The following is a 12,207-nucleotide window of genomic DNA, read 5'->3' as shown; positions in this document are numbered from 1 at the left end:
TCCGAAAGGAGTGGGAGATGCTCCGATGGCCGACGTGACGCATGACGCAGCCGGACCGCTGTCGGCGGCCGAGGTCGACGATGTCGAGCTGTATCACCCGAAGAGCTGGATCACGAAATACGTCTTCTCGCAGGACGCCAAGGTCATCGCCATCCAGTATTCCATCGTGGCGCTGGCGATCGGGCTGGTCGCCCTGGTCCTGTCCTGGCTGATGCGGCTGCAGCTCGGCTTCCCGGGGACATTCTCATTCATCGACCCCGATCGCTACTACCAGTTCATCACCATGCACGGGATGATCATGGTGATCTACCTGCTGACCGCCTTGTTCCTCGGCGGCTTCGGCAACTACCTCATCCCGCTGATGCTCGGCGCCCGGGACATGGTGTTCCCCTATGTGAACATGCTGAGCTTCTGGATCTATTTCCTCGCCGTGCTGGTGCTCGTTGCCGGCTTCTTCCTGCCGGGCGGCCCGACGGGAGCGGGATGGACGCTCTACCCGCCGCAGGCGATCCTCGCCAACACGCCCGGCCAGCAATGGGGCATCCTCGTGATGCTCGTCTCGCTGATCCTGTTCATCATCGGCTTCACCATGGGCGGGCTGAACTATGTGGTGACCGTGCTGCAGGGGCGGGCCAGAGGCATGACGCTGATGCGCATGCCGCTGACGATCTGGGGCATCTTCACCGCCACCGTCATGGCGCTGCTCGCCTTTCCGGCGCTCTTCGTCGGCGCCGTGATGATGCTGCTCGACAAGCTGATCGGCACGAGCTTCTTCATGCCGGCCATCGTCGCGATGGGGGAGCGGCTGGCCCACAAGGGCGGCAGCCCGATCCTGTTCCAGCACCTGTTCTGGTTCTTCGGCCATCCCGAGGTCTACATCGTCGCGCTACCGGCCTTCGGCATCGTCTCCGACCTGATCAGCACCCATGCCCGAAAGAACATCTTCGGCTACCGCATGATGGTGTGGGCGCTGGTGGCGATCGGTGCGCTGAGCTTCGTCGTCTGGGCGCACCACATGTATGTCAGCGGCATGCACCCCGCCTTCGGGTTCTTCTTCGCCACAACGACGCTGATCATCGCGATCCCCACCGCCATCAAGGTCTATAACTGGGTGCTGACGCTCTGGCGCGGCGACATCCATTTGAACGTGCCGATGCTGTTCGCACTCGGCTTCATCGTCACCTTCGTGAATGGCGGGCTCACCGGCCTGTTCCTCGGCAATGTCGTCGTCGACGTGCCGCTCTCCGACACGATGTTCGTCGTCGCTCATTTCCACATGGTGATGGGCGTCGCGCCGATCCTCGTGATCTTCGGGGCGATCTACCATTGGTATCCGAAGGTCACCGGGCGGATGCTCGGCGACGTCCTCGGGAAGCTGCATTTCTGGGTCACCTTCCTCGGGGCCTACCTGATCTTCTTCCCGATGCATTATATCGGGCTCATGGGCGTACCCCGCCGCTATCACGAGATCAGCGGGATGGCCTTCGTCCCGCCCTCGGCGGCGACGCTGAACGAATTCATCACGATCGTCGCCCTGATCGTCGGCGCTGCCCAGCTCGCCTTCCTGTTCAACCTCGTCTGGAGCGTCAGGCACGGCCGGCCGGCCGGCGGCAACCCCTGGCGCGCGACCACGCTGGAATGGCAGACGCCGCAGACGCCGCCCGCGCATGGCAACTGGGGCAAGACCCTGCCGGTGGTCTATCGCTGGGCCTATGATTACAGCGTGCCCGGCGCCGCGGAGGATTTCCTGCCGCAGAACCAGCCGCCGACCCCGCGGACCGCGTGACGAGGTGTCGCCATGGTCGTGATCGTCCTCTTCATGGTCCTGATGGCAATCCTCGCCGGCTGGTGGCTGTCGCGCCAGGGGCTGGCCGACAAGCCGTGGCTCGAGGTCGGGGTAGGCGTCGAGGCCGGCGGTGCGGAGCTGCCGTCTTCCCCGACCGCGAAGGTCGGCCTTGGCGCCTTCCTCGTCGTGGCCGGCTCGCTGTTCTCGCTTCTGGTCAGCGCCTATTCCATGCGGATGGACACGGCGGACTGGCGCGCGCTGCCGATGCCGACGGTCCTGTGGTTCAGTACAGGCCTGCTGGTCCTCGCAAGTATCGCCCTGCACATGGCGGTGATCGCCGCGCGCTGCGACGAACTCGGCCACGTCCGCTCCAGCATCCTTGCAGCCGGCGTGTGCTCGCTCGCCTTCCTCACAACTCAGGTGCTGGCATGGCGCGAGCTTGCCGCCTCCGGCTATTTCACCGCTGCCAATCCCGCCAGCGCCTTCTTCTATCTGGTCACGGCGATTCACGGCGCGCATATGTTGGGCGGGCTCGTGGCGCTTTGCCGAACCAGCGTCAGGGCGTTCGCCCTATCGGCGACGAGCCCTCGGCGGGCGGTTGGCGAGCTCACGCTCAGCGTCGAGCTCTGCGCCCTCTACTGGCACTTTCTGCTGCTTGTCTGGCTCATCCTGTTCAGCCTGCTCATGCGCTGGACGGATGATCTCATCGCGATCTGCCGGGGATTGCTGACTTAGAGGCTCTAAGCGAGGTCGGAACGATGAACGAGGTCGCGCCGCACACCCTGAACCCCAAGATCGGTCGCGCGCCCGGCTGGCAAGGGATCGTGGCGGATTGGTCGTCCGATCAGCGGGCCTTCAAGAACGTCTCCTGGGGGAAGGCCATGATGTGGATCTTCCTGCTCAGCGACACCTTCATCTTCGGCACGTTCCTGATTTCCTACATGACGGTCAGGATGTCGACGACCGTGCCCTGGCCCAATCCGAGCGAGGTCTTCGCGCTCGAGATCGCCGGCCACCACCTGCCGCTGATCCTGATCGCGATCATGACTTTCGTCCTGATCAGCAGCAGCGGCACGATGGCGATGGCGGTCAATTTCGGCTATCGCCGCGACCGCAGGAAGACCGCGATCCTGATGCTCGTGACCGCCGTGCTCGGCGCGACCTTCGTCGGCATGCAGGCCTTCGAATGGTCGAAGCTGATTTCGGAAGGCGTCCGCCCCTGGGGCAATCCCTGGGGTGCGGAGCAGTTCGGCTCCAGCTTCTTCATGATCACGGGCTTCCACGGCACCCATGTCACGATCGGCGTGATCTTCCTGATCATCGTCGCCCGTAAAGTCTGGCGCGGCGATTTCGACGATGGGCGACGCGGTTTCTTCACGAGCCGCAAGGGGCATTACGAGATCGTCGAGATCACCGGGCTCTACTGGCATTTCGTCGATCTCGTCTGGGTCTTCATCTTCGCGCTGTTCTATCTCTGGTGAGGTCGCCATGGCACAGCCCATAGCTCATACCGACGCCCAGCAGCATCCGATCAGGCTTTATCTCGTGGTCTGGTGCTGGCTGTTTGTCCTCAGCCTGTGTTCCTACTTGGTCGATTTTTTCCATGTCGCCGGCTATCTTCGATGGTCGCTGATCCTGATCTTCATGGCGCTCAAGGCCGGGCTGATCGTCGCCGTCTTCATGCACATGGCCTGGGAGCGGCTGGCGCTGTCCTATGCGATCCTCGTCCCGCCGCTGGTGCTGCTGGTCTTCGTCGGGATCATGGTCTTCGAGTCGGAATACACGCTGTTCACCCGGGTGGCCTATTTCGTGGCCGGTTCCTGATGGCGATCTGGAGGCTCTCGATCCGGTAAAGGGAGACGCTCATGAGAACTTACTGCTTGTTCCAAGCCGTGAACTCCCCTGACCTACGCGCCTTCGCCGAGGAGCCTGCCGGCGGCAATTTGCCTCCGGATCTTGGGCCGTGGACGCTCGTGCGAGAGATCCGGCCCAATGAGGAATGGACACTCCCCATCAGCAGGGCTGTCGTCGCAGCCGGCATTATCGAGAACGGTTTTTATCTTTGGGGGCCCGCCGAGCGACCGGCACCGCACTTAATCATCGAAAGTGATCGTGTCGAAGGGACCGCCGTATTCGACCGCAAATATGATCAGATCGGCACCATCAAGCGGCTGTTGATCGAGAAGGTCAGCGGCCGTGTTTCCTTCGTCGACGTGACGTTCGGAGGATTTCTCGGCATCGGCAGCCACCACGTTACGATCCCATGGGAAAAGCTGACCTACGACAAGGAACTCGAGGGCTATCGCACTGACCTCACCGAGGCGCAGGTCCGAGGTGCTGCGACCCTGTATGGCGACAAAGGCGTTGTGCCAGACCAGCAACGTCAGCAGGACATGAGTGACTACTGGAACAACGTTCCCAACTGACCAATCCGAACGTGCTCCGAGGCTGCCCTCGGAGTTCTCGCTGCAACATCAACGTCCGCTTTCGGGCAGGAGCCCAATGTCCTTTACTGGCGTCTTTCAGGCGGGTCGAGGTTGTTCGCCGCCCTTGGCTACACCGTCAGCGGTGGAACGGTCTGCCGCTGTCCGCTCTGTACCCAGCAATCCGAAGGGCTACACCTCAGAGGACAAGCTTCGTATCGAGGATCTTGCCGGGGTTGCAAATCCCGGTTGGGTCGAGAAGGTTCTTGATGGCGGCGGTCAGTTGTTGCTTGACCGGGTCGGCGTACCGCTCGAACGCCGCTCGCTTTGTCAGCCCGATGCCGTGCTCGGCCGATAATGAGCCGCCCATCGCTGCCAGGTCTTGGTAGATCGCTCTCTCGACATCCTCCTGCATTGCCTCATCAAGCGGCCCCGGGAGGTTGAGGACGATATGGAGATTTCCGTCGGCGAGGTGACCGAACACATAAGGCTCGATCTCGGGATCGATCAGCCGCAAATCCGCGAGTGTGCGGGACAGATAGACATCGATCGCGCCACCGGCCACCGAAACGTCGAAGGAGGGCGCGCGCGGATGCAGGCGATACAGAATCTCCGTGCGTTCACGCACGCTCCAGAGTCGCTCGGCCTGCTGCAATGAGGTCGCGACGACGCAACCCTCGATATCGAGCTCGTCATAGATTTCGGCCAAGCCGTTTTCCAACGCGCTGGCGGCCTCGTCGAAGTCCTCGCCGGCGATTTCGAGGCCCAGAACACAGGGCGCGTCGAACGGCGACTGGCTGACATCGAAGCCGAGCGCCGCGCCGGTGGCCGCCACGAAGGTCCGCCACATGATCTCGGCGGCGCGCAGGCGTCCGGGCAGGCGCGTCTGCAAATGCCGCACGATGGCGAGGCCCATCTGCGCATCAGCGATCGCAACCAGAGCAGTGGCCCGCGCGGCGACGACCGGTTCGAGCTTCAGAACGACGCGCGTGACGACCCCGAGCGTCCCCTCCGCCCCGATGAACAGGTGCTTGAGATCGTAGCCGGCGCTGGTCTTGATCACCCGGGTCATGTCGCTGAAGATCCGCCCGTCGGGCAGCACGACCTCGAGGCCCAGGACGCGGTGACGCATCACCCCCGCGCGAAAGGCCATGATGCCCCCGGCATTGGTCGAGACCATGCCGCCGATCGTAGCCGAGCCTCGTGCGGCGAGGTCGATTCCAGGATCGAGCCCGATGGCGTTTGTCGCCTGCTGCAGGGCAGCGAGCGTGATGCCGGCCTGGACCACGGCGATGCCGGTTTCGGCATCGATCTCCTCGATCGCGGCAAGACCTCCCAGATCGCAGATCAGGGCGTCGGGGCTCGAGACCGCGCCGCCGACGAGACCAGTGCGCCCGCCCTGGGGCACGACGACGATGCCTTCGTCGGCACACCAGGCGAGGAGCCGTGCGACGGCGGCAGTCGAGCTTGGCCGGGCAAGCGCGAAGGCGTTGAAGTTCGCAGCGTCCCAGCCGGCATCCCGCCCCTCGAGCTCGGCCGGGCCCAGAATCGCGGAGGTGCCGAGAAGCGCGCGCAGGCGGTCGATCCGGTCTGCGCCGGACGCGGTGGCGGGCATGGCGGCGTCAGACATGGCGATTTCCGGTTTTCGGCAAACGGTCCGGCCAGGAGGTCGCGTGGGTGCCGCCGTCTCGCTCACGCTCTGCGAGCAGGCGGGTGAGCCAATCGGGATCCAGCCCTGGCACGGAGGACAACAGGAGTTCGGTGTAGGCAGGGTGCGGTGGGGCCAGGATTTCGCGCTTGTCGCCCTGTTCGACGATCTTGCCGCGATGCATCACCACGATCCGGTCGGCAATCGCCTTCACGGTCGCGATGTCGTGGGTGATGAACAGGTAGGACAGCGACAACTCCGTCTGCAGCTGCCTCAAAAGCTTCAGGATGCCGGCTTGCACGATCTGGTCGAGCGCGGATGTGACTTCGTCGCAGATCATGAGCTCGGGCTCGGCCGCCAGCGCGCGCGCGATGCAGATGCGCTGCTTCTGGCCGCCGGACAGCTCGCTCGGCAGGCGGTCGAGATGGGTCGCGCTCATCTCGATCATATCGAGTAAGGCGAGCGTGCGGACCTCCCGTTCGCGGCCCTTCAGGCCGCCGTAGAACTCGAGCGGTCGGCCGATGACCTCGCGCACCGTATGGCGCGGGTTCAGCGCCGCATCGGGACTCTGGTAGATCATCTGGATCCGGCGCAGCTGCGCCTTGCTGCGCTTCTGCGTCTGGGCCGGCAGCGGCTCGCCCGCGAAGACGATCGCGCCTGCGACAGGAGGCAGCAGGCCGGTGATCACCCGCGCCAGCGTCGACTTGCCGGAGCCCGACTCGCCGACCACCGCCACAGTGCGTCCGCGCTCGATCCTGATCGAGATGTCGTCGAGGACCCTGCGCGCGCCATAGGCGGCACCGACCTGCTCCATCTGGAGGAGACAGGGCGCCTCGGGTTCGGCGGGCTTCTCCAGCGTCCTCACGGCCCAGAGCGAGCGCGTGTAATCCTCGCATGGCGCCTCCAGCATGGTCCGGGTCGGCGCCTCCTCGACCAGTCGGCCATGGCGCAGGACCATGATGCGGTGCGCCAGTTGCGCGACGACCGCGAGATCGTGGGTGATGTAGAGCGCCGCCGTATGGAAGTCCTCGACGACGCTGCGAATGGCGGCCAGCACCTCGACCTGCGTCGTCACGTCGAGCGCTGTGGTCGGTTCGTCAAAGATGATCAGGTCTGGCCGGCAGACCATCGCCATCGCGGTCATGACCCGCTGCAACTGCCCGCCCGAGACCTCGTGCGGATAGCGCAGTCCGATGGTCTCCGGCTCCGGCAGGGAAAGCCGCCTGAACAGGTCCTTGGCGTCAGCCATCGCATCGACGCGGCTGCGTCCACCTCGCTCGACCGCCGTCTCGACGACCTGGTCGATCAGGCGATGGGCGGGATTGAAGGCCGCGGCGGCGCTCTGCGCGACATAGGCGATCCTTGTGCCGCGAAGTGCGCGGCGCCCCGCGGCGGGCTCGCGCAGAAGGTCCCTGCCGCTGAACAGGATGGAACCGCCGGCGAAGCGGCAGCCAGGCCGTGCATGCCCCATGGCGGCCAGCCCGATCGTCGATTTTCCGGCGCCCGATTCGCCGATCAGCCCAAGCACTTCGCCGCGCCGCAGGGTCAGATCGAGGCCATGGACGATGACGTGCCAGGCCTCGCCGCTGCGCGCCTCGATCCTGAGGCCGCGCATGTCGAGAAGCGGGGCCTCATCATTGCATGGAGCGGGGACGATGCGTTGCGGTACTTGGTCAATGATCATCGTGCACTCCGCCGGCTGTGGCGCCCGTCCAGTCGATGATCAGGTTGATCGCGACGGTGAGGAGGGCGATGGCGGCGGCCGGAAAGAGTGGCATCAGGATGCCGAAGGAGATCGCCGCCGAATTCTCCTTCACCATGGAGCCCCAGTCGGCGGCGGGCGGCTGGACGCCGAGGCCGATGAAGCTCAGCGTGGCGACGAACAGGAAGACGAAGCAGAAGCGCAGCCCGAATTCCGCCGCCAAGGGCGTGATCGCGTTGGGCAGGATCTCGCGGCGCATGATCCAGCCCATCCCTTCGCCTCGCAGTCGAGCGACCTCCACGTAATCCTGCGCTGCGATGTCGGTCGCGACCGCTCGGGTGATGCGGAAGACGCGCGTGGCATCGAGCAAAGCGATGACGCCGATGACGGCCGGGATCGAGGAGCCGATCACGGCGAGCACCATCAGTGCGAAGATCAGCGTCGGGAAGCCCATCATCAGATCCACGGTCCGGCTTAGGATCTGGTCGACCCACCCGCGCATCGCCGCAGCGAGCAGGCCCGTGGTGATCCCGAGCGAGAAGGAAAGAATCGTGGTGACCAGCGCGATCACGATCGAGTTGCGGGCGCCGAAGATGAGCCGCGTCAGGACATCGCGGCCGAGATGGTCGGTGCCCAGCCAGGTCGCCGGGGCGCCTTGCACATCGGCCCCCCAAAACCCCGGCACCCAGCTCTGCCCGACGATCTCGGTCTCGCCGAAGGGGGCGAGCCAGGGCGCGAAGACGACGCAGGCGACGTTGACGGCGACGATGGCCATGCCGAGCTTCGCGGAAAGCGGCGCACGCATCAGTTTGAGCCAGAGCTGCATGTCAGACCTGCTGGCGAGGCCGGCGCAGCCTCGGGTTGGAGAGCACGGAGAGGATGTCGGCCAAGAGGTTCAGCAGCACATAGGTCGCCGCGAAGATGATGCAGCAGGCCTGCACGACGGGGATGTCGCGCTTGGACACCGAGTCCACGAGCAGTTGTCCGAGGCCGGGATAGACGAAGACGACTTCGACGACGACGACGCCGACGACGAGATAGGCGAGGTTGATGATCACGACGTTGATGATCGGCGACAGCGCGTTGGGCAGCGCGTGCCGGGTGACGATGCGCAGCGGCGAGGCGCCCTTGAGCTGCGCCATCTCGATATAGGGCGCGGCCATGACGTTGACGATCGCTGCCCGGGTCATGCGCAGGACATAGCCGACGACGGCCAGCGCCAGCGTCAGGGCCGGCAGCGCGATCTCGCGCAGGGCCTGCTGCCAGCCGCCGCCCCGGGTCTCGATCGCGACGGCGGGAAGCCAGCCGAGCGTGACCGAGAACAGTGCGACCAGGATATAGGCGGTGAAGAATTCGGGAAACGAGATGGCGATGAGCGAGGCCGTCGTCGTCGCGCGATCGAAGGGCCGGTCGCGGTACACCGTGGCGAGGATGCCGAGGCCGACGCCGGCTGGAATCGCGATGAAGGCTGCAAGGATGGCGAGTCGGACGGTGTTGGCGAGCCGGCCCGCGACCAGCTCGGAGATCGGCCGGTCGTTGGCAAGCGAGCGGCCGAGATCGCCGTGGAGGATATCGGCCACCCAGTTCAGGTAGCGGCTCGCCACGGGCTGATCGAGGCCGAGCTCCGCGCGAAAGGCGGCGACCGCTTCAGGGGTCGCGCCTTGCCCGAGAATGGCGTCGGCGAGATCGCCCGGCAGCAGGTTGACCGCCGAGAACACGAGCAGCGAGATGACCCACAGCGTGGCGATCCCGAAGACGAGGCGCTTGGCGAGAAGCTCGGCTACGCTGCCCATGACGACCGTCCCTTGCGGCCGAGTGCCTCCGCGGACGCAGGACGCGCGCGGAGGCGGATTTCGAACAGATGCCGGCTGTCCAGGGAACGATGCGGGTTCAGCTGAACCACCAGCGCTCTGAGGCACGGCAGCCGTCGAGCATCCAGTCGCCCGACAGCTCGCCATGCGTGACCTTGCTGCTGACGGCGTCGAGGAAGTCGGCGAAGGCGAAGATGTTCGAGCCGCCCTGCCCATGCACGATGCGCTGGACCTCGCCGTAGAGCTGGCGGCGCTTGCCCTCGTCGAATTCCTTGCGGGCCTCGGCGACGAGCTTGTTCAAGCGCTCGTCGTTCAGGCGGGTCTCGTTCCAGCCGGCCTTGGTGCCGTCGGCCGTGTAGCCGAGCGTGAAGAGCACGTCCTCGTTTATGCGCCCGCTCCAGCGCGAGGTGCAAAGCGGCCGCTTGTTCCAGACCGACGACCAGTAGCCGTCCTCCGGCTCCTTGACGACGTCGATGGTGATGCCGGCCTTGGCGGCATGGCCCTTGAACAGGACGGCCGCGTCGGTCGCGCCGGTGAAGGGGGTCTCCGAGACATGAAGCTGGACGCGCAGGTTCGCCGCGCCCGCCTTGTCGAGATGGAACCTGGCCTTGTCGGGATCATAGCTCCGCTGCGGGATCGTGCCGTCGTAGAAGGCATAGGCCGAGGACAGCGGATGGTCGTTGCCCGGTGCCCCGAAGCCGCCAAGGACGCGCTTGACGATGTCGTCCCGATCGATGGCGAACTTCATCGCCAGGCGCACGTCGTTGCTGGCGAACGGCCCCTGATCGATCATCATCGGGAACGAAAAATGCGCCTTGCTCTTGACCCGGTTGATCCGGATCGCGCTGCTGCGCTGCAACAGGTTTACGGTACGCGTGTCGACGGCGTTGTAGGCATCGATCTGCCCGGTGATCAGCGCATTCGCGCGCGCCGTCGCGTCCTTCATGCAGATCAGCTCGACGCTGTCGAAATTGGCGTGGCCGCTTTTCCAGTAACCGGGATTGCGGCGCACCACCGCCTTGATGCCGGGCTGGAACTGCTCGAGGATATAGCCGCCGGTGCCCATCCCCTTGTTGAAATCGGTATCGCCCTCCTTGAGGATGTAGAGGCCGACCGCGCTGGTCAGCGCGGGGAAGCCGACATTGCCGTCCACCAGCTCGAAGATCGCGGTATGGGGACCCTCGGCCTTGATCGAGGTGATCTGGTTCAGGATCGGCTTGGTCTGCGATTTCGAGCCTTCCTTGCGGTGGATGTTGAAGGAATGGACCACGTCGCTCGCCGTGAAGGGCTTGCCGTCATGGAAGGTCACACCCCGGCGCAGTTTGAACACCCAGGTCCGGGCCTCGTTCGAGCCCTCCCAGCTCTCCGCCAGTTCCGGGATCAGCTTGCCCCCGGGCCCGACCTCGACGAGGTTGTTGCGCAGTTGCCATTGCAGGTTCTGGCTGAACTGCGTCTCGGCCAGGGTCGGGTCGAGCGAATCCGAGGTGGCGAAGTCCGCGATGGCGATGCGCATCGCGCCGCCCCGTTTGGGCGCCGGTCCCTGGGCCTTGGCAAGAGATGGCAGGGCGGCTGCGGCGGAGAGCAGGCCCAGTCCCGCCATTGCATGTCGTCGGTTGATCGAGACGTCTTCGCTCATGTCTGCATTCCCCTTTTTGGTTTGTGATGACCGCGGCCCCGCTGAGTTCTGTGCTCAGTCGGTCAGGCACGCGGCTAGGGCGCCAAAGCCTCCAAAAACCTGTCGTTCTCCCAACGATGGCCGATGGTCGCTCTGACGAAGTTCTGGAAACCCGGCTCGCGCCAGGCCTTGACGAGGATGCCCTGCATCAAGAGCCGACGTTCGAGCTCGACGCTGTCGCGGCCGGCATCCAGAAAGACGAAATTGGTGTGGGACGGCGCCGTATGGAGTCCGATAGCGCGCAGCGCTTCCGTCACCCGTTGGCGCTCAGCGCGCAGCCGCGCGACCGAGGCCAGCATCCAGTCCTCGTCGTCCAGTGCGGCGAGCGCGGCGATTTGGGCTGCGCCATTGACGTTGAACGGCGTTTTGGCCGCAGCCACGACGCGCGCGGTCTCCGCGTCGCTGCAGACGGCATAGCCCACGCGTAGCCCGGCAAGCCCATAGGCCTTCGAAAAGGTCCGCAGGATGATATGGGCGACACCTGCCTCGCGCATGAGCGCAAGCCCGTCCGGCATGTCGCTGCCGCCGAACTCGAAATACGCCTCGTCGAGCACGAACAGCGTATTGGGCCCGGTGGCGGCGATCAGGCGCTGCAGGGCGTGCCTGTCGAGCGCGGGGCCGACGGGGTTCCATGGCGACGAGAGAAACACCAGGCGCGGGCCAGCCACGATCGCAGCCTCCAGCGCCGGGATGTCGAAGCCAAGCTCGGCGGTCATGGCGACCTTGACCACCTGCGCGCCGACCGCTAGCGGCTCGATCTCATGCAGGCCGAAGCTGGGCGCGACCGTGACGACCTTCGCCCCGGGCATCAGCGTCGCGCGCGAGATCGCAGCGATCATCTCTTCGGAGCCGTTGCCGATGACGATCTCGTCGATCCCGACCGCCAGTTTGCGGGCGAGGGCAGTCTTGAGAAGCGTGCAGGCGGGGTCTGCATAGCGCCAAGGTTCGAATGCGGGCGATGTCAGTGCCGCCCAAACCGCCGGAGAGCAGCCGTCGGGGTTCTCGTTGCTCGCCAGCCGCGCAATATCCTGCCTGCCGCTGATCTCGCGTGCGCGGTCGACGTTCATTCCCGCATTGTAGGCTGGCAGCGCGGCCACATAGCGGTTGAAGCGCTGATCCTGGGGAGCCGCGCCGGCTGCGCGCCGGCTCTCGGCGTCACCGT

At 65.2% G+C, this 12,207-nt stretch carries 11 protein-coding genes; 5 read left to right on the top strand and 6 right to left on the bottom strand.

The window, feature by feature from the left end; translation table 11 throughout:
* Positions 1-25: 25 nt before the first annotated feature.
* Genes B6S44_RS08000 through B6S44_RS07980 form a run of 5 tightly spaced genes read left to right on the top strand, consistent with a single transcriptional unit; the run spans position 26 to position 4,212 of the window.
* Positions 26-1,786: a cytochrome c oxidase subunit I gene (locus B6S44_RS08000; protein ID WP_129156338.1), complete on the top strand. Its 1,761-nt coding sequence runs from the start codon at positions 26-28 to the stop codon at positions 1,784-1,786.
* Between the two features lie 12 nt (positions 1,787-1,798).
* A complete protein-coding gene (locus tag B6S44_RS07995) occupies positions 1,799-2,521 on the top strand; it encodes a cytochrome c oxidase subunit 3 (protein ID WP_129156336.1) in 723 nt (240 codons plus the stop codon).
* A gap of 23 nt (positions 2,522-2,544) precedes the next feature.
* A complete protein-coding gene (locus B6S44_RS07990; RefSeq protein ID WP_129156334.1) occupies positions 2,545-3,267 on the top strand; it encodes a heme-copper oxidase subunit III family protein in 723 nt (240 codons plus the stop codon).
* Positions 3,268-3,274: 7 nt separating this feature from the next.
* Positions 3,275-3,610, top strand: coding sequence for a cytochrome C oxidase subunit IV family protein (locus tag B6S44_RS07985; RefSeq protein WP_129156332.1), 336 nt, complete (start codon positions 3,275-3,277; stop codon positions 3,608-3,610).
* Between the two features lie 41 nt (positions 3,611-3,651).
* Positions 3,652-4,212 (top strand): PRC-barrel domain-containing protein, encoded by a 561-nt coding sequence (locus B6S44_RS07980; protein ID WP_129156330.1) that lies wholly within the window; start codon positions 3,652-3,654, stop codon positions 4,210-4,212.
* A 196-nt stretch (positions 4,213-4,408) separates the two neighbouring features.
* On the opposite strand, the gene B6S44_RS07975 is transcribed toward B6S44_RS07980, so the two are convergent.
* The 6 genes from B6S44_RS07975 to hisC all read right to left on the bottom strand — a co-directional run bounded on the left by B6S44_RS07975 (position 4,409) and on the right by hisC (position 12,142).
* Positions 4,409-5,905 carry an FAD-binding oxidoreductase gene (locus tag B6S44_RS07975; RefSeq protein WP_129156328.1) on the bottom strand — a complete coding sequence of 499 codons (1,497 nt, stop codon included), beginning with the start codon at positions 5,903-5,905 and terminating at the stop codon, positions 4,409-4,411.
* Positions 5,832-7,541: an ABC transporter ATP-binding protein gene (locus tag B6S44_RS07970; protein WP_129156326.1), complete on the bottom strand. Its 1,710-nt coding sequence runs from the start codon at positions 7,539-7,541 to the stop codon at positions 5,832-5,834. The genes B6S44_RS07975 and B6S44_RS07970 overlap by 74 nt, the downstream gene beginning before the upstream one ends.
* Positions 7,531-8,385 carry an ABC transporter permease gene (locus B6S44_RS07965; protein ID WP_129156324.1) on the bottom strand — a complete coding sequence of 285 codons (855 nt, stop codon included), beginning with the start codon at positions 8,383-8,385 and terminating at the stop codon, positions 7,531-7,533. The genes B6S44_RS07970 and B6S44_RS07965 overlap by 11 nt, the downstream gene beginning before the upstream one ends.
* 1 nt (position 8,386) lies before the next feature.
* Positions 8,387-9,352, bottom strand: a complete 966-nt coding sequence (locus tag B6S44_RS07960; protein WP_129156322.1) for an ABC transporter permease — start codon at positions 9,350-9,352, stop codon at positions 8,387-8,389.
* Between the two features lie 97 nt (positions 9,353-9,449).
* Positions 9,450-11,006 (bottom strand): ABC transporter substrate-binding protein, encoded by a 1,557-nt coding sequence (locus B6S44_RS07955; RefSeq protein ID WP_129156320.1) that lies wholly within the window; start codon positions 11,004-11,006, stop codon positions 9,450-9,452.
* A gap of 74 nt (positions 11,007-11,080) precedes the next feature.
* Positions 11,081-12,142 (bottom strand): histidinol-phosphate transaminase, encoded by a 1,062-nt coding sequence (gene hisC, locus B6S44_RS07950; protein WP_282568174.1) that lies wholly within the window; start codon positions 12,140-12,142, stop codon positions 11,081-11,083.
* Positions 12,143-12,207: the final 65 nt, after the last annotated feature.

The organism is Allobosea sp. Tri-44, assembly GCF_004123845.1.
GTDB lineage: Bacteria > Pseudomonadota > Alphaproteobacteria > Rhizobiales > Beijerinckiaceae > Allobosea.
The sequence above is the reverse complement of the archived record's forward strand: the minus strand, read 5'-3'. Positions and strand labels throughout refer to the sequence as shown.

What these genes read in the sequence shown, in the direction of transcription:
- B6S44_RS08000 (WP_129156338.1), top strand. Translation starts at nt 26, where the DNA reads ATGGCCGACGTGACGCATGACGCAGCCGGACCGCTGTCGGCGGCCGAG.
- B6S44_RS07995 (WP_129156336.1), top strand. Translation starts at nt 1,799, where the DNA reads ATGGTCGTGATCGTCCTCTTCATGGTCCTGATGGCAATCCTCGCCGGC.
- B6S44_RS07990 (WP_129156334.1), top strand. Translation starts at nt 2,545, where the DNA reads ATGAACGAGGTCGCGCCGCACACCCTGAACCCCAAGATCGGTCGCGCG.
- B6S44_RS07985 (WP_129156332.1), top strand. Translation starts at nt 3,275, where the DNA reads ATGGCACAGCCCATAGCTCATACCGACGCCCAGCAGCATCCGATCAGG.
- B6S44_RS07980 (WP_129156330.1), top strand. Translation starts at nt 3,652, where the DNA reads ATGAGAACTTACTGCTTGTTCCAAGCCGTGAACTCCCCTGACCTACGC.
- B6S44_RS07970 (WP_129156326.1), bottom strand. Translation starts at nt 7,541, where the DNA reads ATGATCATTGACCAAGTACCGCAACGCATCGTCCCCGCTCCATGCAAT.
- B6S44_RS07965 (WP_129156324.1), bottom strand. Translation starts at nt 8,385, where the DNA reads ATGCAGCTCTGGCTCAAACTGATGCGTGCGCCGCTTTCCGCGAAGCTC.
- B6S44_RS07960 (WP_129156322.1), bottom strand. Translation starts at nt 9,352, where the DNA reads ATGGGCAGCGTAGCCGAGCTTCTCGCCAAGCGCCTCGTCTTCGGGATC.
- B6S44_RS07955 (WP_129156320.1), bottom strand. Translation starts at nt 11,006, where the DNA reads ATGAGCGAAGACGTCTCGATCAACCGACGACATGCAATGGCGGGACTG.